The organism is Xanthobacter aminoxidans, from assembly GCF_023571765.1.
In the GTDB taxonomy this organism is placed as follows: Bacteria; Pseudomonadota; Alphaproteobacteria; order Rhizobiales; family Xanthobacteraceae; genus Xanthobacter; species Xanthobacter aminoxidans.
This window is the reverse complement of the sequence record NZ_JAMJXC010000021.1, coordinates 1-21,119: the sequence shown is the minus strand read 5'-3', so window position 1 is coordinate 21,119 and position 21,119 is coordinate 1. Positions and strand designations below refer to the sequence as shown.

General features: G+C 69.6%; 22 protein-coding genes. 7 read left to right on the top strand and 15 right to left on the bottom strand.

The genetic code is table 11. The features are described 5' to 3' along the window. Positions 1-2: 2 nt before the first annotated feature. The 4 genes from EJ105_RS23265 to EJ105_RS23250 form a co-directional block, all read right to left on the bottom strand. On the bottom strand, positions 3-707 hold the full coding sequence (locus EJ105_RS23265) for an ABC transporter ATP-binding protein (protein ID WP_024277923.1): 705 nt from the start codon (positions 705-707) through the stop codon (positions 3-5). Further along, positions 691-2,547, bottom strand: a complete 1,857-nt coding sequence (locus EJ105_RS23260) for a branched-chain amino acid ABC transporter ATP-binding protein/permease (RefSeq protein ID WP_250168199.1) — start codon at positions 2,545-2,547, stop codon at positions 691-693. The genes EJ105_RS23265 and EJ105_RS23260 overlap by 17 nt, the downstream gene beginning before the upstream one ends. A 4-nt stretch (positions 2,548-2,551) precedes the next feature. After that, positions 2,552-3,424 carry a branched-chain amino acid ABC transporter permease gene (locus EJ105_RS23255; RefSeq protein ID WP_024277925.1) on the bottom strand — a complete coding sequence of 291 codons (873 nt, stop codon included), beginning with the start codon at positions 3,422-3,424 and terminating at the stop codon, positions 2,552-2,554. Positions 3,425-3,617: 193 nt separating this feature from the next. Beyond that, positions 3,618-4,847 (bottom strand): ABC transporter substrate-binding protein, encoded by a 1,230-nt coding sequence (locus EJ105_RS23250; RefSeq protein ID WP_029555080.1) that lies wholly within the window; start codon positions 4,845-4,847, stop codon positions 3,618-3,620. Between the two features lie 300 nt (positions 4,848-5,147). On the opposite strand from EJ105_RS23250, the gene EJ105_RS23245 reads away from it, so the two are divergent. From EJ105_RS23245 to EJ105_RS23230, 4 genes are all read left to right on the top strand, one after another. Further along, on the top strand, positions 5,148-6,131 hold the full coding sequence (locus EJ105_RS23245) for an NAD(P)H-quinone oxidoreductase (RefSeq protein ID WP_250168244.1): 984 nt from the start codon (positions 5,148-5,150) through the stop codon (positions 6,129-6,131). Beyond that, on the top strand, positions 6,128-6,889 hold the full coding sequence (locus tag EJ105_RS23240; RefSeq protein ID WP_250168198.1) for an SDR family oxidoreductase: 762 nt from the start codon (positions 6,128-6,130) through the stop codon (positions 6,887-6,889). The genes EJ105_RS23245 and EJ105_RS23240 overlap by 4 nt, the downstream gene beginning before the upstream one ends. 8 nt (positions 6,890-6,897) lie before the next feature. Next, on the top strand, positions 6,898-7,638 hold the full coding sequence (locus tag EJ105_RS23235) for an SDR family NAD(P)-dependent oxidoreductase (protein ID WP_250168197.1): 741 nt from the start codon (positions 6,898-6,900) through the stop codon (positions 7,636-7,638). Between the two features lie 68 nt (positions 7,639-7,706). Then, a complete protein-coding gene (locus EJ105_RS23230; RefSeq protein ID WP_250168196.1) occupies positions 7,707-8,447 on the top strand; it encodes a FadR/GntR family transcriptional regulator in 741 nt (246 codons plus the stop codon). Between the two features lie 369 nt (positions 8,448-8,816). Here EJ105_RS23230 and EJ105_RS23225 read toward each other — a convergent pair whose 3' ends face one another. Beyond that, complete coding sequence (locus EJ105_RS23225) at positions 8,817-9,860, bottom strand: hypothetical protein (RefSeq protein ID WP_250168195.1); 1,044 nt, start codon at positions 9,858-9,860, stop codon at positions 8,817-8,819. Between the two features lie 98 nt (positions 9,861-9,958). Here EJ105_RS23225 and EJ105_RS23220 point away from each other — a divergent pair, with 98 nt between their 5' ends. After that, positions 9,959-10,657: a TIGR00266 family protein gene (locus EJ105_RS23220; protein WP_250168194.1), complete on the top strand. Its 699-nt coding sequence runs from the start codon at positions 9,959-9,961 to the stop codon at positions 10,655-10,657. Between the two features lie 15 nt (positions 10,658-10,672). Here EJ105_RS23220 and phnN read toward each other — a convergent pair whose 3' ends face one another. The 8 genes from phnN to phnG all read right to left on the bottom strand — a co-directional run bounded on the left by phnN (position 10,673) and on the right by phnG (position 17,339). Beyond that, positions 10,673-11,266, bottom strand: a complete 594-nt coding sequence (phnN, locus tag EJ105_RS23215) for a phosphonate metabolism protein/1,5-bisphosphokinase (PRPP-forming) PhnN (RefSeq protein WP_250168193.1) — start codon at positions 11,264-11,266, stop codon at positions 10,673-10,675. Continuing rightward, positions 11,263-12,399, bottom strand: coding sequence for an alpha-D-ribose 1-methylphosphonate 5-triphosphate diphosphatase (locus tag EJ105_RS23210; protein ID WP_250168192.1), 1,137 nt, complete (start codon positions 12,397-12,399; stop codon positions 11,263-11,265). The genes phnN and EJ105_RS23210 overlap by 4 nt, the downstream gene beginning before the upstream one ends. 109 nt (positions 12,400-12,508) lie before the next feature. Further along, positions 12,509-13,297: a phosphonate C-P lyase system protein PhnL gene (phnL, locus tag EJ105_RS23205; RefSeq protein ID WP_250168191.1), complete on the bottom strand. Its 789-nt coding sequence runs from the start codon at positions 13,295-13,297 to the stop codon at positions 12,509-12,511. Between the two features lie 95 nt (positions 13,298-13,392). Continuing rightward, positions 13,393-14,169 carry a phosphonate C-P lyase system protein PhnK gene (phnK, locus tag EJ105_RS23200; RefSeq protein WP_250168190.1) on the bottom strand — a complete coding sequence of 259 codons (777 nt, stop codon included), beginning with the start codon at positions 14,167-14,169 and terminating at the stop codon, positions 13,393-13,395. Beyond that, positions 14,162-15,043 (bottom strand): alpha-D-ribose 1-methylphosphonate 5-phosphate C-P-lyase PhnJ, encoded by an 882-nt coding sequence (locus tag EJ105_RS23195; protein ID WP_029555069.1) that lies wholly within the window; start codon positions 15,041-15,043, stop codon positions 14,162-14,164. The genes phnK and EJ105_RS23195 overlap by 8 nt, the downstream gene beginning before the upstream one ends. Positions 15,044-15,066: 23 nt before the next feature. Next, positions 15,067-16,221, bottom strand: coding sequence for a carbon-phosphorus lyase complex subunit (locus tag EJ105_RS23190; protein WP_250168189.1), 1,155 nt, complete (start codon positions 16,219-16,221; stop codon positions 15,067-15,069). 3 nt (positions 16,222-16,224) lie between these two features. Continuing rightward, positions 16,225-16,839 (bottom strand): phosphonate C-P lyase system protein PhnH, encoded by a 615-nt coding sequence (phnH, locus tag EJ105_RS23185; RefSeq protein WP_250168188.1) that lies wholly within the window; start codon positions 16,837-16,839, stop codon positions 16,225-16,227. After that, positions 16,839-17,339, bottom strand: coding sequence for a phosphonate C-P lyase system protein PhnG (gene phnG, locus EJ105_RS23180; protein WP_280938438.1), 501 nt, complete (start codon positions 17,337-17,339; stop codon positions 16,839-16,841). The genes phnH and phnG overlap by 1 nt, the downstream gene beginning before the upstream one ends. A gap of 152 nt (positions 17,340-17,491) precedes the next feature. Between phnG and phnF the strand changes: the two genes are divergently transcribed. Then, a complete protein-coding gene (gene phnF / locus EJ105_RS23175) occupies positions 17,492-18,289 on the top strand; it encodes a phosphonate metabolism transcriptional regulator PhnF (protein ID WP_250168187.1) in 798 nt (265 codons plus the stop codon). A gap of 60 nt (positions 18,290-18,349) precedes the next feature. Further along, positions 18,350-18,991, top strand: coding sequence for a pyridoxamine 5'-phosphate oxidase family protein (locus tag EJ105_RS23170; protein ID WP_250168186.1), 642 nt, complete (start codon positions 18,350-18,352; stop codon positions 18,989-18,991). A gap of 200 nt (positions 18,992-19,191) precedes the next feature. On the opposite strand, the gene phnE (EJ105_RS23165) is transcribed toward EJ105_RS23170, so the two are convergent. Together phnE (EJ105_RS23165) and phnE (EJ105_RS23160) are read right to left on the bottom strand one after the other, a co-directional pair. Then, positions 19,192-20,052, bottom strand: coding sequence for a phosphonate ABC transporter, permease protein PhnE (gene phnE, locus EJ105_RS23165; RefSeq protein WP_250168185.1), 861 nt, complete (start codon positions 20,050-20,052; stop codon positions 19,192-19,194). After that, on the bottom strand, positions 20,049-20,933 hold the full coding sequence (gene phnE, locus EJ105_RS23160; protein WP_250168243.1) for a phosphonate ABC transporter, permease protein PhnE: 885 nt from the start codon (positions 20,931-20,933) through the stop codon (positions 20,049-20,051). Before phnE (EJ105_RS23160) ends, phnE (EJ105_RS23165) begins: the two co-directional genes overlap by 4 nt. Positions 20,934-21,119 lie beyond the last annotated feature (186 nt).

Here is a 21,119-nt window from a genome sequence, read left to right as displayed (position 1 = left end):
TCTCAGATGCCGAGATAGGCGGTCTTGATGTGCGGGTCGGCGAGCAGGCCCGCGCCGGTGTTCTCGATGGCGATCTCGCCGTTCTCGATCACATAGGCGCGGTCGGCGATCTTCAGCGCGTGGAACGCCTTCTGCTCCACGAGGAGAACCGTGGTGCCGCTCTTGCAGATGCGGTCGATGACGTCGAACATCTGCCCGACGATGATGGGCGCGAGGCCGAGGGAGGGCTCGTCCAGCATCAGGAGCTTCGGCTTCGCCATCAGCCCGCGGGCGATGGCCACCATCTGCTGCTCGCCGCCGGAGAGGGAGCCGGCGAGCTGGGAGAGGCGCTCGCGGACGCGGGGGAAGATGTCCAACACTTCCTCGAAGCGCTCCATCATCCCGGCGCGGACGTTCGGGTGGTAGCCGCCCATCAGCACGTTGTCGCGCACGGTCATGACAGGGAAGAGCTGGCGCGCCTCCGGCACCATGATGAGGCCGGAGCCGACGATCTCGTCCGGGCTCATGCGGTCGATGCGCTTGCCGTCGAACTCGATGGAGCCGGAGGTGGGCTTCACCAGGCCGGAGATGGTGCGCAGGAGCGTCGTCTTGCCGGCGCCGTTGGAGCCGATGATGGTGACCACCTCGCCCCGCCCCACGTTCAGCGAGAGGCCCTGGAGGATGACGGTCCGGCCGTAGCCGGCGGTCACGTCAGAGACCTTGAGCATGGACGAAATCCTCCCCGAGATAGGCCTCGATCACCCGGCGCTCGCGCACGACGGTCTCCGGCGCGCCCTCGGCGATCACCTTGCCGCTGTCGATGACGACGATGCGGTCCGAGAGGCTCATGATGGCCTGCATGTTGTGCTCGATGGCGATCACGCTCACGCCGCTGTCGCGGATGGCGCGCACCAGCTCCACCATCTTCAGCGTGTCGGACTGGCTCTGGCCGGCCATCACCTCATCGAGGAGGAGGATGGTGGGTTCGGTGGCGAGCGTGCGCGCCACTTCCAGCCGCTTCAGGCCGCCGATGGGCAGGGTGCCCGCTTCCACGTCCTTCAGTTCGTAGAGCCCGACGGTGCGGGCCACGCGCAGCGCCACGGCGCGGGCGTCATCCACCGAGCGGTGGCGCAGGAAGGCGCCGATCATGATGTTCTCCAGCACCGTCAGCTTGCCGAACGGCTGGACGATCTGGAAGGTGCGGCCTATGCCGAGGCGGGCGAAGGCGTCCGGCGTCTTCGGCTGGTGCCATTTGCCGTCCTGTCCCAAGAGTTCCACCGTGCCCGCATTGGGCGCGAGGAAGCCGGAGAGCTGGGCGAAGACGGTGGTCTTGCCGGCGCCGTTGGGGCCGATGACACCGAGGATCTCGCCGCGCTTCAGGGTGAGGGACACGTTGTCGGTGGCCACCAGACCGCCGAAGCGCTTCACGAGGTTGGTCGCCTTCAGCACCGGCTCGCCGACCGTGCCGCCCACCAGCTTGGCCGCGGGAGCGACGGTCTCCGGCCGGGTTCGCCCGCCGCCGGGCAGCCGGTCGATGAGACGGGTGACGAACGGGCCGAAGGTGCCCACCAGCCCGCCGGGCAGGGTCAGGGTGATGACGACCAGCACGGTGCCGTAGACGAAGCCGTGCAGGCCGTTGGCCGAGGCCCCGAGCCAGCCGCGGGCGAGTTCCGCCAATGGTACGACGAGAACCGTCCCGAGGAGTGGCCCCGCCACCGTCCCGAGGCCGCCGATCAGGGCGAACATGGCGATCTCGATGGCGGTGGCGAGAGAGAACAGCGTCGCCGGCTCCAGGAACGTCATGTACATGGCGTGGAAGGTGCCGACCGTCGCCGTGAGCGCTGCCGAGATGGCGATGGCCCACAGCTTGACGCCGTTGATGTTGATGCCCGCCGCCTGGGCCGCGCTGTCGCGTTCGCGCACGGCGGTGAGGGCATAGCCGAGCCGCGAGTTGCGGATGGCGTAGCTGACCGCGAGCGACAGGAGCAGCAGGCCGAAGGCGATGTAGAGATAGTTGATCTTCTCGCGGAAGATCATCCACGGCCAGCCGATCTGGAGCGGCACCACGAGGCCGGCCGAGCCGCCGGTGAGGCCGTTGAAATGGATGGCGAGCAGCCGCACCACCTCAAGGAAGGCGATGGTCGCCAGCGAGAAGAACGGCCCGCGCAGCCGGAAGCAGGGATAGCCGATGCCGACGGAGACCAGCGCCGCCAGCGCCGCGCCGCCGATCATGCCGATCCAGGGCGAGAGGCCGAAGCTGTCCAAAAGCAGCGCCGCCGTATAGCCGCCGATGCCGTAGAACACCGTGTGGCCCAGCGAGAGCTGGCCGGCATAGCCGCCGAGGATGTTCCACGCGGTCGCCAGCGCCCCGAACACGCAGATGGTGACGAAGACGTGGATCACGAAGGTCGAGCCCGACCAGGCCGGGATGATGACCAGCAGGGAGAGCGCGAGGAGCGCGCAATAGACCCGCGGATTGGCGAGACGCGCGAGCAGGGAAGGGCCGCCGGAGGCCGCCGGCGAGGACTTCCCGGCGGTGGAGGCGGGCGAGGAGTCTTGAAGGCTCATCGGATCACTCCGTGCCGCGGCCGAGGCCGAACAGGCCGGTGGGCTTGAAGATGAGAATGGCGAGGAAGAGCGCGAAATAGACGACTTCCTTCAGGTCGGGGGCGATGTAGTAGCCGGAGAGGCTGTCCACGAGGCCGATGATCATGGCGCCGAAGAAGGCGCCGTACATGGACCGCATGCCGCCCAGCACCACCACCACGAAGGCGGTGAGCACGAAGTAGGTGCCGATGGTGGGCGTCACCGGATAGAGCGGCATCACCAGCGCCGCGGCGAGGCCCACGCAGCCGGCGCCGATGCCGAAGGCGATGACGTAGATCTGGTCCACCTTCACGCCCATCAGCAGCGCCGCATTGCGGTTCTGCGCGGTGGCGCGGATGGCGCGGCCGAGCGCGGTGGACTGCATGAACAGGTGCAGCCCGGCGACCAGCGCCAGGGCGCACACGAACATCACGAGCTGTCCCTTCACCAGGGAGAAGCCGCCTACCATCACCGAGCCCTGCGCGGCCGACGGGGGGATGGAATAGAGGTCGGCGCCGAACACCAGCAGCGCGAGGTTCACCAGCGCGGTGGAGAGGCCGACGGTGGCGAAGATCTGGATGTGCTCCTCGGCCCCCAGCAGCGGCTGGATGAGGAAACGCTGCACCGCCGCGCCGATGGCGAACAGCAGGATCACGATGGGCACCGCGGCGGCATAGGGGTGCAGGCCGAACTTCGCGGCCAGCAGATAGGCGGCATACATGCCCACCATCAGGAACTCGCCATGGGCGAAGTTCACCACCCGCACGATGCCGAAGATCAGGGTGAGGCCGACGCTGATGATGGCATACATGCTGCCGAGCAATATGCCGTTGAGCACCAGCTGGATAAGAACGTCCATCGCGCTTGGCTCCAGTGCGCAGGTGGGTGAGGCGTGCCGTCGGGGCGCAGCGAACCGGCGCCGCGCCGGGGCAGGGGCGCGGCTTCGGCCGAGGGCGCAGCGGGCTGCGCCGGTCCGGTGTCGAAGGGCCCCGCCCGGAGCCAGACCGGGCGGGGCAGGGCGGCGCGGGAGGTCCGCCGCCTCAGTTTGATGCTCAGTTGGCGCCGATGCCGGTCTTCATCTTGGCGACAGCGGCGTCGGTCGGGAACACGGTGACGAGGTTGCCGCCCTGCCACTGCATCAGGAAGGGCACGGCGCGGGTGTTCTGGCCCTGCTCGGAGAACTTGGCGCCCCAGCCGGTCGCGGTCTGGCCCACCGGGATGTCCACCGCGAGGACGGCGGCGCGCACCTTGTCGGCATCCGTGCTCTTGGCGCTGGCGATGGCGTCGAAGAACACCTTGGCGCCCATGTAGTTGGCGAGCGAGTGGCCGGAGCGCGGATCGATGCCGTACTTGGCCTTGTACTTCGCCGCGAACTCGGTGATGCCGGGCGCCGCCTTGGGGTTGGTGTTGTACTGGGTGAAGTCCACGTCGAGGGCGCCTTCCATGTTCTCCGCGCCCACGGCCTGCATGGTGTCACGGGTGGAATAGCCGCCGCCGGCGCCCATCACCGCCTTGGGCTTGTAGCCCTGGTCCTTCATCTGGCGGAAGAACAGCACGGTGTCGTTCTGGTAGGAGGTCTGGAGCACCACGTCGGCACCCGCGGACTTCAGGCGCAGGATGACCGGGGTGAGGTCCACCGACTTCGCCGAATAGGGCAGCACCTCGACCACGTTGAGGCCCTTCTCCTTGGCGCGGGCCTTCTGATAGCCGGAGACGGTCTGGCCGTAGAGGCTGTCCTCGTGGATGATGCCGATCTTGAGATCGCCGGGCTTGGTGTTGAGTGCCGGGGCGATGGCCTCGATGATCGAATCGACCATGCGGTTGGCGAAGTCGCGCGCCGTGGCGTTGGTGCGGAACACGTACTTGAAGCCGCGCTCGGTGATGGGATCGGAGATCGCGCCCAGCTCGAAATAGGGAATGTTGGCGAGTTCCGTCACCTGCGTCGCCGCCAGCGACAAAGACGAGGAATAGGTGCCGAAGATGGCCGAGACCTTGTCCACCGAGGTGAGGCGCCGCGCCTCGCCGACCGCCTGGTTGGGATCAACCGCGTCGCCCTTGATGAACTCGATCTTCTGGCCGTTGAGGCCGCCGGCCGCGTTGCGCTCTTCCACCGCCAGCTCGAAGCCGCGGAAGCTCTCGTCGCCGAGCAGCGCGAGGGTGCCGGAGAAGGGATAGAGAGCGCCGAACTTCACGGTGCCCTGGGCCGCTGCGGGCTGGGTCGCAGCCAGCGGCACGGCAGCAAGCATTGCGGCGGCGATCGCCGCCCGCGCAAACAACTTCATGGTTTCCTCCCTCCGCCGACCCCGGTTCGGGCCGGGCGATTCAAACCGTTGCTCGGGCACGGTTTTCGTGCCCTTCGGCTGCGGTCCGGCGTGGTGGCCGGTCCGTCTGGCGAGGCGGATAATGCAGATAACCAAGTTGCCTGACAAGTACGACCTATGTATTTTCCTCGCCGACCAGAACGCGCCGTGATGAGGGCGCCGCCGGGACCGGGCGCGGCCGCAAGGACCGCCGCCGACAGGTGCCGGAAAGCCTCGCAGAAGGCGCAAGGGAGGAAGCCGGTGGCAGAGATTTCCAAGACCATGCGACAGGTCCGTTTTGCGGGCGCTGGCGGTCCCGAGGTGGTGACGGTCGAGACGGCGGACGTGCCGCGTCCCGGCCCCGGGCAGGTGCTGGTGGAAGTGGTGGCGGCGGGCGTGAATCGCCCCGACTGCCTGCAGCGCGCCGGCAATTATCCCCCGCCCCCCGGTGCCACTGACGTGCCCGGCCTTGAGATCGCGGGCCGCGTGGTTGCGCTGGGCGAGGGCGTCACCTCGCCGAAGATCGGCGACGAGATCTGCGCGCTGGTGATCTCCGGCGGCTATGCGGAATACTGCATCGCCGAAGCGCCGCTCTGCCTGCCGATCCCGAAGCCACTGTCGCTTCTGGAAGCCGCCGGACTGCCGGAGAACTATTACACCGTCTACGACAACGTCTTCACCCGCGGCGGGCTGAAGGCGGGTGAGACCATCCTCATCCATGGCGGATCGAGCGGCATCGGTTCCACCGCCATCCAGCTCGCGCACCATGCCGGCGCGCGCGTCATCGCCACCGCGGGCTCCAAGGAGAAGTGCGACTTCTGCCTCTCGCTGGGGGCCGACGCGGCCATCAACTATCGCGACACGGATTTCGTCGCCGAGGTGAAGGCGCTCACCGACGGCAAGGGCGTCGAGGAAATCCTCGACATGGTGGGCGGCCCCTATGTGGCGCGCAACCTCCAGGCCCTCGCGGTGGAAGGGCGCCTCGTGCAGATCGCCTTCCTCCAGCCGAGCGAAGTCACCATCGACCTCATGCCTGTCATGCTGAAGCGCCTGACCTTCACCGGCTCCACGCTCCGCGCCCGCCCGGTGGCGCTGAAGAAGGCCATCGCCGACGCCCTCATGCGGGACGTATGGCCGCTGCTGGACGCGGGCAAGGTGAAGCCCTTCATCCACGCCACCTTCCCGCTGGAGCAGGCGCGCGAGGCCCATGCGCTGATGGAATCGAGCGCGCATCTCGGCAAGATCATGCTGGAGACCGGCCGGTGAGCGCGCGGGTTGCTTTCGTCACGGGCGCCGGCCGAGGGATCGGCCGCGCCCAGGCGGATGCGCTGGCCGATGCGGGCCTCGCCGTCGCCTATGTGGACCATGATGCGGCGCTGGCGAACGAGGCCGCGGAAGCCGCCGTCGCTCGCGGCATCGCCGCCATCGGCCTTGCCGCCGATGTCTCCGACTATGCCGCCGTCGCGGCCGCCGCCGAGGCCGCAACTGCGGCGCTCGGGCCGGTGGAGGTGCTGGTGAACAATGCCGGCATCTCGCCCAAGAGCGGGGCGGACGGCCGCCGCTCCGAAGCCTGGGAGATGCCGCCGGAGGAATGGCGGCGGGTGATCGACGTGAACCTCACCGGCGCCTTCAACTGCGTGCGGGCGCTCTCGCCCGGCATGAAGGCGCAGGGGCGGGGCCGCATCGTCAACATCGCCTCGGTGGCGGGGCGCACCTATTGCGACATCGTGGGCGTCCACTATGCCGCCTCCAAGGCCGCCCTCATCGGCTTCACCAAGCATCTGGCGGGCGAGCTCGGCCCCTACGGCATCACGGTGAACGCCATCGCCCCCGGGCGCATCGACACGCCCATGATGCGCGGCACCGCCTCCACCGCCAACGAGGCGGTGCGTCTCTCCACCCCGCTGCGCCGTCTCGGCCAGCCGGAGGAGGTGGCGGCGACCTGCGTGTTCCTCACCTCCGACGCCTCCGCTTTCGTCACCGGGCAGGTGGTGGACGTGGCCGGCGGCTGGCTGATGACCTGAGGCGCGTGATGATCGACTTCACCGGCAAGACCCTGCTGATGACCGGCGCCAACGGCGGCATCTCCCGCGCCATCGCGCGGGTGTTCTTCGACCTCGGCGCCAATTGCGTGCTCACCGATCTCGACCATGCGGGCGTCTCCGCCTTCGCGGCGGAGCTGGACCCCACCGGCGCCCGCGTCCTCCCGCTCCGGCAGGACGCGGCGAAGCCCGAGGAGGCGGATGCCGCGCTCAAGGCGCTGGCGGAAAAGTTCGGCACGCTGGACGTGCTCGTCACCTCGGCCGGCCTCTACCGCGAGCGGCGGGTGGCGGAGATGACGGACGACTATTGGCGGACCGGCATCGCGGTGAATCTGGACGGGGTGTTCTACACCTGCCGCGCCGCCATCCCGCATTTCGCCGAGGGGGCGTCCATCGTCAACGTCGCCTCCATGGCCGGGCACAGGGGCAGCGTCGGCCACGCGGACTATGCGGCGGCCAAGGGCGCGGTGCTGAATTTCTCGCGCACGCTGGCCCAGGAGCTGGCGCCGAAGGTGCGGGTGAATGCAGTGTCGCCCGGCCTCATCGACACGCCCATGGTGCGCCCGCTGATGGCGGCCAATGGCGGGGCGCTGCTCGCCAGTACGCCGCTGAAGCGGCTGGGCACGGCGGAGGAGGTGGCGCGGGTCGTCGCCTTTCTCGCGTCCGATTGGGCGAGCTTCGTCACAGGCGAGACAGTGCATGTGAACGGTGGTCTTTATATTGCTAGCTGAGCCGTGGGGCGCCGCACCAGCAGCGGGCGCAACAACAACACACGGCCGCCGGAGGTGAGGAACACAGGATGGCGGACCCCCGCGAAACGCCCCGCGCGATGCCCCGCGACATTCTCGGCCGCGCGCCCTCGCTCGCCGACACGCTGGCCCAGCGCCTGCGCGAGGAAATCGCCTCCGGCCGTCTCCAGCCCGGCGAGAAGCTGCCCACCGAGCACAAGATGTCCGAGACCTATGGCGTCAGCCGCCCCATCGTCCGCGAGGCGGTGGGCCGGCTGAAGCACGACGGCCTCGTGACCAGCCGGCAGGGGGCGGGGGCCTTCGTCGCCGATCCCGGCGCCGCCTCCTCCTTCCGGCTGGAAATCGCCGATCTCAGCGACCGTGCAGAGATGAGTGCCATCGTGGAGCTGCTGATGGCGGTGGAGGCCAACGCCACCGCCCACGCCGCCGTGCGCCGCACGAAGGAAGACCTCGGCCGCATCCAGACCCAGCTCGACGCCATGCAGGCGGCGGTGTTTCGCGGCGAGCCGGGGGTGGACGAGGACATGGCCTTCCACCGCGCCATCGTGGAGGCCACGGGCAATCCCTATTTCCGCGACCTGTCCCAGTTCCTCGACCACCGGGTGCGCCATTTCATCCGCACCGCCCGCGCCAACACCGCCCGCCTCGGCGGCCTCGCCCAGGCGGTTCAGGACGAGCACGTGGCCATCTTCTCCGCCATCGAGCGGCAGGACGCCCCCGCCGCCCGCGCGGCCGCCGAGGAGCACCTGCGCAACGCCGCCACGCGGCTCGCGCTCTATCTGAAGCCGTGAGCCTGTCCCGGAACGGGACGGGGCGTCCGGCGGGGCAGGGATGGAGCGGGAACGGGCCATGACCGAATCAGGCAGCGGCCGGTTTTCGGGATTTGTTCGTCCCTTTCTGTGCTGGCTGTCACCTCCTGACTTTGCAGGCCGTCATGCCCGGGCTTGTCCCGGGCATCCACGTGGAGCGGCTGGGAACCTGCCTTCGCACGGTGTCCTCTCGGCCCGACGTGGATGGCCGGGACAAGCCCGGCCATGACGGTGATACGGCGCGTGCATGTGTCCCAGAATCGGACGATCGATATCCCACCCCGCGCACACAGCACGAACAGGGCGTGACCGAATCGGACGCCGCCCGGTCTTCCGGCTTTGTTCGCTCCCCTATCGCCCGACCGTCCGGAACCCGGCCTCCCCGGCGTCTGCATCGAAGAGATAGTCGAAGGCGTTCAGCGCCCGCACGGTGGTGTTGACGAAGGGCGGACGGTCGCCGCGGCCGACGAGGATGACGCGTTCCGGCGTCACCGGATTGCCGCGATCCCCCACCGTGAAGCTGTAGGCCGGGGCCGGCTGGCCCGTGCCGGGGGAGATGGCGAGGCTGGCGCCGTCCGCCACCACGCGCCCGCCGCGCAGGCCCGGCACGGCGAGGCCGTCCGTCTGCGCCGGCGGCAGGGTCAGGTACATGATGGACACCCCGGTATCGAGCAGCAGCGTGCCGCAGGCGGCGGGGGCGCGGGCGTTGAGGGCGAGACAGGCGGTGATGGGCTGCCAGTCGCCGGTGGCGGGGTCGCTGGCGAGCTTCACCTTCTGAAAGCCCGCGCCGGTGTCCTTCGCCAGCCCCACCTGCACGCCGCGCCGCGTCACCACATAGCCGCGCTTGAAATCGGCCGTGCCCATCCCTGCCTGCCCCATGCCGGTCACGTTGAGGAAGGGGTTGCGCCCCGGCCCCGCGCCCGGCTGGCGGTCCTTGGCGCGGGCGAAGCCGATGCCGAGCATGGAGACGCGGCGCGGCGCATCCATGGGCCGGCATCTGCGGGCATTGCGCAGGCAGTCGATCCGCGTCACCGCCAGCACCGGGATGGGCTGGGTGGTGACGCTGGTGCCGTCCGCCCCGGCCACCGTCACCGGCACCATCACGTTCACCCCGCGCATGATGCGGCCGGAGGAGGTGTAGGTGAGTTCGCCCGGGCCGAGGGGCGTCAGCTGGTCGAAGCCGGGGATGGCGCTGGCCGAGACCACCACGCCGGTGGAGCCGGTATCCATGATCGCGCGGCGCGCCGGCCCGCCATTGATGGAGAGCGAGAGCGTCGGCGGGCGCAGGATGGGCGCGCCCTCGGCCGGGGCGTTCAGATAGGGCAGGACGGCGGGCTGCTGCGCGAGAGCGGGGGTCGCAATCAGCGAGAGGAGAAGGAGCGTTGCGGCGCGCATGGGCTTTTCCTCAGCTTGTTTCAGGCTTGGCCGGAAGGCTTGCTTGCGTGGGCCTTTCCTCACCCTAATCTCGGTGCGGCCTTACCGGGAGAGATAACATGCGCCACGAGATTTCCGGAACAACGCTGCCCGTGCTCACCTTCACGCTGGCGCCGGGCGAGACCGTGCTGGCCGAGACGGACCGCCTCTCCTGGATGACGTCCAACGTCGCCATGCGCACCACCACGGCCACCGGCGGCTCCACCGGCTTCTTCGGTGCCATCGGCCGCGCATTGGGCGGCGGCGGGCTGTTCATGACGGAGTTCACGGCCGAGGGCGGGGAGGCGCTGGTGGCGTTCGCCGCCACGGTGCCCGGCAGCATCTTCGAGATGCAGGTGGCGCCGGGGCGCGGCTATCTCGTCCACCGCCACGGTTTCCTCGCCGGGGCGCCGACGCTCTCCCTCGGCGTCGGGGTGCAGCAGACGCTGGGGGCCGGCGTGTTCGGCGGCGATGGCTTCATCCTGCAGCACCTCACGGGCGAGGGCTCGGCCTTCATCGAGCTGGGCGGGGAGATCGTCAGCTACACGCTGCAGCCGGGGCAGGATCTTCTGGTGCATCCCGGCCATGTGGGCATGTTCGAGGACAGCGTTTCCTTCGAGATCACCACCGTGCGGGGCGTGAAGAACATGCTGTTCGGAGGCGATGGCCTCTTCCTCGCCCGCCTTGCCGGCCCCGGCACGGTGTGGCTCCAGTCGCTCACCCCGTCCAAGCTCGCCCACGCGCTCCAGCCCTATCTGCCGGCCGGCGAGCGGCGGTGAGGAAGTCGGCCGCGGTCAGGCGACCGCGGCAAGCTCCTCGGCGATGAAGTCCACGAGGCGCGCCCCACCCTCGGCGGGCGTGCCCACATTGTCGATGCTGAGGTCAGGGGCCACGTCCAGTTCCGGCGCGCGGGCGAGGCGTTCGGCGATGTCGTCGGCGCTTTCGCGTCCGCGCATGGCGAGGCGGGCGGCGCGCACCGGCACCGGCGCCGTCACATGCACCACCCTGACCCGCGCGAAGCGGCGGCGGGCTTCCGGCAAGGTGGCGCGGGAGCCGTTGGCCACCACGACGCCGCCCTGGGCGATCACCTCCGCCACCTCCGGGCCGAGCGCATAGGAAAGGCCGTGCGCCCGCCAGAACAGGGGAAAGCGCCCCTCGGCGAGCAGCGCGTCGAACTCGGCTTCCGACAGCGTGCCGTGCGCCTCTCCCGTGCCCGAAGGCCGGGTGACGAGGCGGCGGGCGAACAGCACCCGCGGGTCGCTGGAAAAGCGCGCGCGGGCGATGTCGATGAGGGTGTCCTTGCCGGCGCCGGAGGGGCCGACCACGAGGAGCAGGGTGCCGGGGCCGAATGTGTCGCCAGCCTTTGCGCCGGCCGCATCTTTCGTCATGCCACGCGCCGCCCTTCCCGCCACACGCCCTTCACCACCGGCATCTCGCCGGCCAGCGCCACCCGCACGAGGTCGGCGCGGCGGCCAGCCGTGATCTCGCCGCGATCGGCAAGGCCCGCCACCTCGGCCGGGGTCTTGGTGATCATCCGCACCGCTTCGGGCAATTGGATGGAGGGCACCCGGCGGGTGAGGTCGAACGCCGCCCAGAGAAGGGACGAGGGCACATAGTCCGACGAGAGGATATCCAGCCGCCCGCCCCGCGCCAGCGATTCCGCCGAGACGTTGCCGGTGTGGGAGCCGCCGCGCACCAGGTTCGGCGCGCCCATCAGCACGCGGATGCCGGCTTCGTGGGAGAGGCGCGCGGCTTCCTCGGTGGTGGGGAATTCGGCGATGGCGACGCCGTCGCCGACGGCCTCGGCCACATGCTCGGGGGTGCCGTCATCATGGCTTGCGACCACGCAGCGGTGGGCGTGGGCGAGGGCCACCAGACCCGCGCGGTTCTCGCGGGCGTAGCGTTCGTGGAAGTCGAGCCGTGATGAGACGATCACGTCCATCTCCTCGGCGCTGATGCCGCTCTTCTTCATGTAATAGGAGCGGAACTGGTCGATGGTCGCAAACTGCCGCTGGCCCGGCGTGTGGTCCATGAGCGAGATCAGGTGCACGGGCGTCTTCTTCAGGATCGCTTCGGCGTCCTGAACCACCGTGTCGGTGGGCACCTCGCACCTGAGGTGGATGAAATGGTCTGCGCGCAGCGCATCGGCGGCGCGGGCCGCCTCCAGGGCGGCGATGAGGAGCGGCGCGTCGCCGTCCATGCCCACCGCCTTCTTGTCCGGCCACACCCGCAGCGAGTCGAACACGGTGGTGATGCCCGAGGCGGCGATCTGCGCGTCGTGGGCCAGCATGGCGGCAAGGGGGTTCCAGCGCACCTTGGGGCGGGGGGCGAGGTGGCCCTCCACATGGTCCGTGTGCAGCTCCACGAGGCCGGGGAGGAGATAGTCGCCCTCCATGTCCTCGGCGCCGGCCGGCACCACGCCGCTTCCGATGGCGGAGATGACGCCGTCCGTGACACTCACGTGGCCGGACACGATCTCGTCGGCGAGGACGAGGCGGGCGTTGGCGAAAACCTGTCTCATGAAAGGGGCTCCGGGATCAGTCCAGCGGCCCCGGTCTTGGACCGGCGCCGAGGGGGCGCTCAGGCGCCGCGCGGGCTCGACCCGCGAGCCGGGCTCGCGGGCGTGTGGATCAGGCTTCGAAGCGGGTGACGTCCACCACCCGGTCGGCGACGGCCTCGCGGGTCTCGGCATCGTGGAAAATGCCGAGCAGGCCAACGCCCGCCGCCTTCTTCTCGCGGATGAGGTCGATGACCACCTGCCGGTTGGCGGCGTCCAGCGAGGCGGTGGGCTCGTCCAGCAGCAGAAGCGGCTGGGAGCCGATGAAGCCGCGCGCCACGTTCACGCGCTGCTGCTCGCCGCCGGAGAAGGTGGCCGGCGGCAGCGACCACAGGCGCTCCGGCAGGTTCAGGCGGGCGAGGAGCGTGCCGGCACGGGCCTTGGCGGTCTCTTCGTCCACGCCCTCGGCCCGCAGGGGCGCCGCCACCACGTCGAGGGTGGGGACGCGGGGGATGACCCGCAGGAACTGGCTGACATAGCCGACGCGGGCACGCCGGAGTGCCAGCATCTGTCGCGGCGCGGCGTCGGCCACCTCGGCGAACGCGTCGCCATCGGCGATGCGCACGGAGCCGGTGTCGATGCGGTAATTGCCATAGACCATCTTGAGGATGGAGCTTTTCCCCGCCCCCGATGGCCCGCCCAGCGCCACGCACTCGCCGGCGTGGACGTCGAAGGTGACGCCGGAGACCACGGGAAGGGTGAGCCCGCCGCGCAGGTGCAGGGTGAAGCTCTTGGCGAGGTTTTCGACGCGGAGGAGGAGGTCCTGCGTGTCCCGGACCAGCGACGGCGTAGCCGGAGCGCCGAGCCGGGACCCAGCGCAGGACTCCTGCGCAGCAGGCAAAGCTTGAGCGGTGGTTGGCATGGAAGCGCCTTCGGCGGAATGTTGCGCTGGGTCTCGGCTCGCGTTCCGCGCCACAGGTGGCGCTGCACTTGGCCGGGACACGGAAGTCTCGTTCATCATGCCGCAAGCACCGAGGAGACGAGGAGCTGGGTGTAGGGCTCGCGCGGGTCGTCGAGCACCTGGTCGGTGAGGCCCTGTTCGATCACGCGGCCGGACTTCATCACCATGATGCGGTGGGAGAGCAGCCGCGCCACCGCGAGATCATGGGTGACGATGACCACCGCGAGGCCGAATTCCTCCACCAGCTGGCGAATGAGATCGAGCAGGCGCGCCTGCACCGAGACGTCGAGGCCCGAGGTCGGCTCGTCCATGAAGACGAGGCGGGGGCGGGTGACGAGGTTGCGGGCGATCTGCAGGCGCTGGCGCATGCCGCCGGAGAAGGTGCGCGGGTCGTCGTCGATGCGCTCGGCGGCGATTTCCACGCGCGAAAGCCAGTCGGTGGCCTCGCTGCGGATGTTCTCATAATGGCGCCAGCCCACGGCCATCAGCCGCTCGCCCACGTTTCCGCCGGCCGAGACCGCCATGCGCAGCCCCTGCTCGGCATGCTGGCGCACGAAGCCCCAGTCGGTGCGCAGCAGCAGCCGGCGCTCGGCCTCCGAGAGGGAGGCGAGATCACGCGTGGCGCCGTCCCGCATCCGGTAGGTGACGCTGCCGGCGGAGGGGGCCAGCTCGGTGGAGAGGAGGCCGAGCAGGGTGGACTTGCCGGAGCCGCTTTCCCCGACGATGGCGAGCACCTCGCCCTCGTGCAGGGTCAGGTCCACGTCGCGGCAGCCGAGGCGGTGGCCGTAATATTTGGCGAGGCCGCGGGCGGTGAGAAGCGGCGCGTCAGTCATGGGCAGCCTCCTGGTAAGGCGCGCTCATGGTCCCCGTGTGCCCTTCCGCCTGCCGGGTGGAGCAATGGTCGGTGTCGGAGCAGACGAACATGCGCCCGCCCTTGTCGTCGAGGATCACCTCGTCGAGATAGACGCCGGTTGCCCCGCACAAGGCGCAGGGTTCCTTGAAGGCCTGCACCTTGAAGGGATGGTCCTCGAAATCCAGCGAGACCACCTGCGTGTGGGGCGGGATGGCATAGATGCGCTTCTCGCGCCCGGCGCCGAACAATTGCAGGGCCGGGCTGTCGTTCATCTTGGGATTGTCGAACTTCGGGATGGGGGAGGGGTCCATCACGTAGCGGCCCTCCACCTTCACCGGATAGGCATAGGTGGTGGCGATGTGGCCGTGGCGGGCGATGTCCTCGTAGAGCTTCACCTGCATCAGGCCGTAATCGGCCAGCGCATGCAGGCGGCGCGTCTCGGTCTCTCGCGGCTCCAAATAGCGCAGCGGCTCGGGGATGGGCACCTGGAAGACGATGGTCTGCCCCGCCTTCAGCTCCGCCTCCGGGATGCGGTGGCGGGTCTGGATGATGGTGGCGTCCTGCGTGCGCGTGGTGGTGGCGACGCCGGCCGTGGTCTCGAAGAAGGTGCGGATGGCCACCGCATTGGTGGTGTCGTCCGAGCCCTGGTCGATCACCTTCAGCACGTCGTCCGCGCCGAGGATGGCCGCCGTCACCTGCACGCCGCCGGTGCCCCAGCCGTAGGGCATGGGCATCTCGCGCGAGGCGAAGGGCACCTGATAGCCGGGAATGGCGATGGCCTTCAGGATGGCCCGGCGGATCATCCGTTTCGTCTGCTCGTCGAGATAGGCGAAATTGTAGGTGATGGCCGGCATGGAAGAGGCGGTGACGGGCGCGTTCATTCGGCGGCCTCCTTCATCTCGTCAGGGGCTTCGGCCTCCGCGCGCATGCGGCGGATGAGGTCGAGTTCGGCCTGGAAGTCCACGTAGTGGGGCAGCTTCAGGTGCTCCACGAAGCCGGTGGCCTGCACGTTGTCGCAATGGGAGAGGACGAATTCCTCGTCCTGCGACGGGGCGCTCTTCTCCTCGCCCAGCTCCTTGAAGCGCAGCGCGCGGTCCACCAGCGCCATGGACATGGCCTTGCGCTCGGACTGGCCGAACACGAGGCCATAGCCGCGGGTGAACTGGGGCGGCTCGGTGGCCGAGCCCTTGAACTGGTTCACGCTCTGGCACTCGGTGACGGCGATGTCACCCAGCGGCACCGCAAAGCCCAGCTCTTCCACGGGAAGGCTCACCTCCACCGTGCCGAAGCGGATCTCGCCCACGAAGGGATGGGTGCGGGCATAGCCGCGCTGGGTGGAATAGCCGAGCGCCAGCAGGAAACCCTCGTCGCCCCGCGCCAGCGCCTGCAGGCGCAGCGGCCGGTCGGCGGGGAAGGAGAGCGGCTCGCGGGTGAGGTCGCGCGGGGGCGTGCCGTCATCGGCCGGGGAGGGCTCGATGAGGCCTTCGCCGCCGAGCAGATCGGTGACGCGGGGCATGGGAGCGGCCGGAGTGGCGTCGGCTTCCCGGCGCTCCTCCCCCTTACCCCAGCCCTCTCCCGCGCGGGGAGAGGGGGCGAGCTGGCGCGGCGCGTCGGCATCGCTCGCGTGTGTCGCCAGCCGCTCGTCCATCAGGCGGTGGGTGTAGTCGAAGGTGGGGCCGAGCACCTGCCCGCCGGGCAGGTCCTTGAAGGTGGCGGAGATGCGCCGTTCGATGCGCATGGCGCCCGTATCCACCGGCACCGAAGCGCCGAAGCGGGGCAGGGTGGTGCGGAAGGCGCGGGCGAGGAAGATGGCCTCGATCAGGTCGCCCCGCGCCTGCTTGATGGCGAGGGCCGCCAGCTCCCGGTCATAGAGGGAGCCCTCGGCCATCACCCGGTCCACGGCGAGGGAGAGCTGGCCGGCGATCTGGTCGAGCCCGATCTCCGGCACGCTTTCCTCGCCGCGCCGCTTCTTGGCGAGCAATGCGTGGGCATTGCGGATGGCGGCCTCGCCGCCCTTGACGGCCACGTACATGGATCAGTCCTCCATCACGGGCTTCACCGTGCGCGGCAGGCCCAGAACGCCCCCCGGCGCAGTGAGGATGAGGTCGATGCCGAGCGGGTACAGCGCCCGGTTGGCGGCAAGCCGCGCCGGCAGGTCGGACGGCAGCGGCGCAGCGGAAAAGCTCCGGCGGCCCTTGATGCCGGGGCCTTCGAGGACGATCGCGCCGGTGCCGAAATCGCTGACCTGCACGATGAGCGTCGCCGAGCGATCGGGATAGTCCGGTTCGCCCTGCGCGAAGGCGCCGAAATCGGGCAGCGCCGCCGCGTCGGCGATGAACGCGAAGCGGGCGGCGGCGGGGTCATCCACCACCGGCGCGCCGGTGTGGAAGCGCAGGAAGGCGGCCACGGCCGGCGCGGCGGAGAGCGCCGCGTCAAGGAAGACGGGCGTCTCGTAATCGAGCAGCGCGAGGGCGCAGGCGGCGGCCTCGCGGGAGAGCGGCGCGGGCGGGTCGAGGTCGCTCGCCAGCGGCACGGGAAGGCCCGGCTCGGACATGGCGCGCATCACGGCCGCAAAGCTGCGCTGGGCGTCGTGCACCGGATCGGCGAAGCCGGCGGCGAGGGCGGGGACGGCGAGGGCAGGGATGGCCATCAGTCTTCTCCCCGCGCCATGGTGAAGAAATTGACCTTGGTGGCCTCCGTCTCCTCCGCCGCCCGCGCCGCTTCCACCGCGAGGCGGCGCCGCACGGGGGTAAGCGCGTCGGTGACGGCGAGGCGCAGCGCCGCGTCCTGCCACAAAGCGTCGAGGATGGCGGCGGCCTCCGCCTTCGCCGGGTCGCGGCCGAGCAGATAGGAGACGCCGGTGGCACCGCCCGCGAGCTGCACGGCGGCACGCGTCACGGTCGCCTCGCCCAGATTGAAGGGGGCGCCGTCGCCGCCGGTACGGCCCTGCACCATGATGAGGCCGGCCTCCGCCGGGCGCAGCCTTTTCAGCTGCGGCAACGGCTGGAAGCGCTCCACGGCGGCCTGAAGCTCGGCGCGGGTGGCGCGGGCATAAAGGCCCATCATCACCTCCCGCGCGGCCTGCTCGGCGGCGGGGTCGGGAACGGCGGCGATTTGCGGCTCGGTGATGTGCGGCGGTTCGGACCTCACGGGCGGTCTCCAGATGTCCCTGACCCTGGCGCAAACGGGCGAACCCTGCCGCGGGGCCTTGCTGGACATGATTTGTATAATAGTCTATACAAATGCGCAAGAAGGTATCTGCGCCCTCGGTGACTTCCTGGGGCGGACGTGGAGAGGCAGGAATGTCTGGTGCGCCGCGCAGTCTCGCCGCCGATGGTCACAGCCCGATGACGGAGGACGAGGCATCGCCAGCCGTGCCCTCGGTCGCGCGGGGCAGCGGAGTCACTTTGTGGCGGCAGATCGCCGAGAAGCTGGAGGCGGACATCCTCGCCGGCACGCTCGCGCCCGGCGTGCGCCTGCCGGTGGAGGCCGAGCTGGCCGAGCGCTTCGGCGTCAATCGCCACACCCTGCGCCGCGCGCTCTCCCATCTCTCCGAGGCCGGGCTCATCGAGGCGACGGCGGGGCGGGGCACCTTCGTGAAGGAGCCGCCGCTGCGCTATCCCATCGGCGCGCGCACCCGCTTCTCCGAGATCGTGGCGGCGGGCGGGCGCGAGCCGTCCGGCCGGTTCCGCGGCTCCACGGTGGAGGCGGCGGATGCGGACGTGGCGCGCGAGCTGCAGCTCGCCATCGGCACGCCGGTGCTGCGCATCGAGACCACCCACGAGGCGGACGGCGTGCCCATCTCCTGCGGCTCGGCCTGGTTTCCCGCCGCCCGCTGCCGCGACCTCGATCTCATCTATGAAGCCACCGGATCGCTGACGCGGGCGCTGGCGACACTGGGCATCGAGGATTTCCGCCGCCGCGAGACCCGCATCACCGCCCGCCCCGCCAATCCGCGCGAGATGGACATTCTCTCCCTCGCCCCCGGACGCGCGGTGATGGTGCTGGAGCGGCTCGACGTGGAGGCCAACGGCGCGCCGCTGCAATGGGGCCGTTCCTCCTTCGCCGCCGACCGGGTGCAGCTGGTTTTCAAGCCCTAGGTGCTTGCGTCAGCCCAATCGTTTGCGCGAGAAATAGGTATCCGAAGGAGGTTCTGCCCCATGGCCGTCGTCGCCGATGAAGCTGCCCTGCGCCGTCTCTATGGTGCTGCTGCCGGACGCAGCGTCGCCAAGCAGCTGGACCGGCTGGACCGGCACTGCCGGCACTTCATCTCGCTGAGCCCGTTCGTGCTCATCGCTACGGCCGATGCCTCCGGCGCTGCCGATGTCTCGCCGCGCGGCGATGTGCCGGGCTTCGTGGCGGCGCGCGAGCGCGACCTGCTCATTCCCGACCGGCCGGGCAACAACCGGCTGGATTCCCTCACCAACATCCTCGCCACCGGGCAGGTCGGCCTGCTCTTCCTCATTCCCGGCGTGGACGAGACGCTGCGGGTGAACGGCAATGCCTTCATCCATGACGACGAGGAGCTGACGCGCCTCTTCACCGTCGGCGGCAAGGCGCCGCGCACGGTGCTGCGGGTGGAGGTGAAGGAGGCCTATCTGCACTGCGCCAAGGCCTTCATGCGCTCGCGCCTGTGGGAGCCGGAGGCGCAGGTGGAGCGCACCCAACTGCCCACCATGGGCGAGATGCTGCGCGACCAGATCGCCGCCAAGGACGCCGCCGGCGCCGCCTCGTCCTTCGCAATTGAGGCGCCGGAGAGCCAGGAGCAGATGGTCGCGCGCTATCGGGAGATTCTGTACTGAGGCGCCGCCGCTTCTTGTCAGGTTGTCATGCCCCGGCTTGTCCGGGGCATCCACCCCTCCGCCGAGCCGGGTGTCTGAACAACCGCACACCGCTTCGGCTGCAAAGTGGATCCCCCGCACAAGGCGGGGGATGACTGCGGAGAGGGCGGGGGAGCGGAGCAAAGGGCCCGGGTCCGTCCCAAGGCGATCTGCCCGCGCGTTCACCCGATGCGGGATTTGCCGATGATGGCGAAGCGCAGGCGGGAGGAGATGAAGTCGATCACCGCCACCATGATGAGCATCATCAGGACGAGGAACGACACCTTCTGCCATTCCAGCACGCGGATCTGCTCGGCGAGGTGCAGGCCGAGGCCGCCGGCGCCGACGATGCCGACGATGGTGGACTGGCGGGCGTTGGATTCGAAGTAATAGAGCAGCTGGCTCGCCAGCACCGGCAGCACCTGCGGCAGCATGCCGAAGCGCACCGCCTCCACGGGTGAGCCGCCGGTGGAGACGACGCCCTCCACGGGCTTCCGGTCCAGCGCCTCCACGGCCTCCGAGAACAATTTGCCCAGCTCGGCGAAGCTCGCGGTGGCGATGGCGAGGATGCCGGCGAATGGGCCGAGGCCCACCACCGTCACATAGATCAGCGCCCAGATCAGCCGGTCCACGCCGCGCACGGTGTCCAGCACGCGGCGGACGGCGAAATGGGCGAAGATGTTGGGAATGACGTTCTTCGCGGCGAGGAAGCCGAAGGGAAAGGCGACGATGGCGCCGCCCAGCGTGCCGAGGAAGGCGATGGCCAGCGTCTCGCCGAGCGCGTGCATGTAGAGCGGCAGCTGCGTGCCGGGATCGGGCGGCATCATCAGCGTGACGAAATGCGCGAGCTGCGCGATGCCGCTGCCAAGCCGATCGAAATTGAAGCCGAGCTGCCAGAAGCCGAAGGCCGCGATGCCGGCGAACACCGCGATGATCATGCCGACGCGGACCCGCGTGTTGATGGGCGGCGCGACGAGGTGCGGATGGGCGGCGGCAAGGCGTGCGCGCTCGTCTCCGGAAAGGTGGATGCGGGCCCGGCTCATCGCTGCGCTCCGAAGCCGAGGAGGCGGTGGCGGACCTGCTCGGTGACGAGATCGATGATCATCACCGCCGCGATGATGAGGAGGAGGATGGCGGAGACATCGGAGTAATAGAACTTGCGGATGGCCTCCACGAGGTCCTGTCCGATGCCGCCGGCACCGACGAAGCCCATGATGGAGGCTTCGCGCACGTTGATCTCGAAGCGCAGCAGGCCGTAGGAGGCGAAGTTGGAGAGCACCTGCGGCACCACGGCGAAGCGCACGGTGGTGAGCCAGGAGGCGCCGGAGGCGGTGGCGCCTTCCACCGGCTTCATGTCGATGTTCTCCACCACCTCGGCGAACAGCTTGCCCAGCGCGCCCATGGTGTGGATGGCCAGCGCCAGCACGCCCGGCAGCGGGCCGAGCCCGAAGGCGACCACGAACAGCAGCGCGAACACCAGCTCCGGCACCGTGCGGCAGAATTCCAGGAAGCGGCGGGCGCCGAGGCGGATCCACGGGCTCTTCACCAGATTGGCGCTGGCGAGGAAGCACAGGCAGAAGCCGCCGATGGCGCCGATGAGCGTGCCGAGATAGGCGATCAGGATCGTATCCAGCAGCAGCTTCAGCCAGTGGTCGAGGTTCCAGTACCACTCGGACAGATCGGCGCCGAGGGTGTTCCAGTGCAGGACCGGCGTGATGCTCCAGAAATAGTTGGGCAACCGGTCCGCGTGGGCGAAGAACACGTCCGGCTTCACCTCGCCCATCCAGGCGGCGAGCACGGTGCACACGGCGATCACGCCGAACATGATCAGCGTATGCCGCCGCCGCGCCCGCACCGCCGCATCGTAATGGGCGATCAGCGGGGCGATCTGCTCGTCGGGCAGCCGGGTGATGGCGTGGGACAAGACCATGTTCTCCCTCGCGCCCCGGCCGACTGGAACGGAGCGGGAGCGCAGTGGAAGGAGAGCCGGCAACTGTGTTGAGGGCTGGTCAGGTTTGGAAGGTGACGTTGTCGCGTAGGAGGGCGTTTGCGGTGACGACGATGCGTCTGGCGATGGCGACGAGTGCGAGCTTTGGTGGTTTTCCTGCGG

Bases quoted from the DNA above. Each gene is read 5' to 3' on its own strand.
- phnF (WP_250168187.1), top strand. From the start codon at position 17,492: ATGTCTGGTGCGCCGCGCAGTCTCGCCGCCGATGGTCACAGCCCGATG.
- phnK (WP_250168190.1), bottom strand. From the start codon at position 14,169: ATGACTGACGCGCCGCTTCTCACCGCCCGCGGCCTCGCCAAATATTAC.
- EJ105_RS23265 (WP_024277923.1), bottom strand. From the start codon at position 707: ATGCTCAAGGTCTCTGACGTGACCGCCGGCTACGGCCGGACCGTCATC.
- EJ105_RS23170 (WP_250168186.1), top strand. From the start codon at position 18,350: ATGGCCGTCGTCGCCGATGAAGCTGCCCTGCGCCGTCTCTATGGTGCT.
- EJ105_RS23245 (WP_250168244.1), top strand. From the start codon at position 5,148: ATGCGACAGGTCCGTTTTGCGGGCGCTGGCGGTCCCGAGGTGGTGACG.
- EJ105_RS23225 (WP_250168195.1), bottom strand. From the start codon at position 9,860: ATGCGCGCCGCAACGCTCCTTCTCCTCTCGCTGATTGCGACCCCCGCT.
- EJ105_RS23220 (WP_250168194.1), top strand. From the start codon at position 9,959: ATGCGCCACGAGATTTCCGGAACAACGCTGCCCGTGCTCACCTTCACG.
- phnH (WP_250168188.1), bottom strand. From the start codon at position 16,839: ATGGCCATCCCTGCCCTCGCCGTCCCCGCCCTCGCCGCCGGCTTCGCC.
- phnN (WP_250168193.1), bottom strand. From the start codon at position 11,266: ATGACGAAAGATGCGGCCGGCGCAAAGGCTGGCGACACATTCGGCCCC.
- phnL (WP_250168191.1), bottom strand. From the start codon at position 13,297: ATGCCAACCACCGCTCAAGCTTTGCCTGCTGCGCAGGAGTCCTGCGCT.
- EJ105_RS23195 (WP_029555069.1), bottom strand. From the start codon at position 15,043: ATGCCGGCCATCACCTACAATTTCGCCTATCTCGACGAGCAGACGAAA.
- EJ105_RS23260 (WP_250168199.1), bottom strand. From the start codon at position 2,547: ATGAGCCTTCAAGACTCCTCGCCCGCCTCCACCGCCGGGAAGTCCTCG.
- EJ105_RS23230 (WP_250168196.1), top strand. From the start codon at position 7,707: ATGGCGGACCCCCGCGAAACGCCCCGCGCGATGCCCCGCGACATTCTC.
- EJ105_RS23255 (WP_024277925.1), bottom strand. From the start codon at position 3,424: ATGGACGTTCTTATCCAGCTGGTGCTCAACGGCATATTGCTCGGCAGC.
- EJ105_RS23250 (WP_029555080.1), bottom strand. From the start codon at position 4,847: ATGAAGTTGTTTGCGCGGGCGGCGATCGCCGCCGCAATGCTTGCTGCC.
- phnE (WP_250168185.1), bottom strand. From the start codon at position 20,052: ATGAGCCGGGCCCGCATCCACCTTTCCGGAGACGAGCGCGCACGCCTT.
- EJ105_RS23210 (WP_250168192.1), bottom strand. From the start codon at position 12,399: ATGAGACAGGTTTTCGCCAACGCCCGCCTCGTCCTCGCCGACGAGATC.
- EJ105_RS23235 (WP_250168197.1), top strand. From the start codon at position 6,898: ATGATCGACTTCACCGGCAAGACCCTGCTGATGACCGGCGCCAACGGC.
- EJ105_RS23190 (WP_250168189.1), bottom strand. From the start codon at position 16,221: ATGTACGTGGCCGTCAAGGGCGGCGAGGCCGCCATCCGCAATGCCCAC.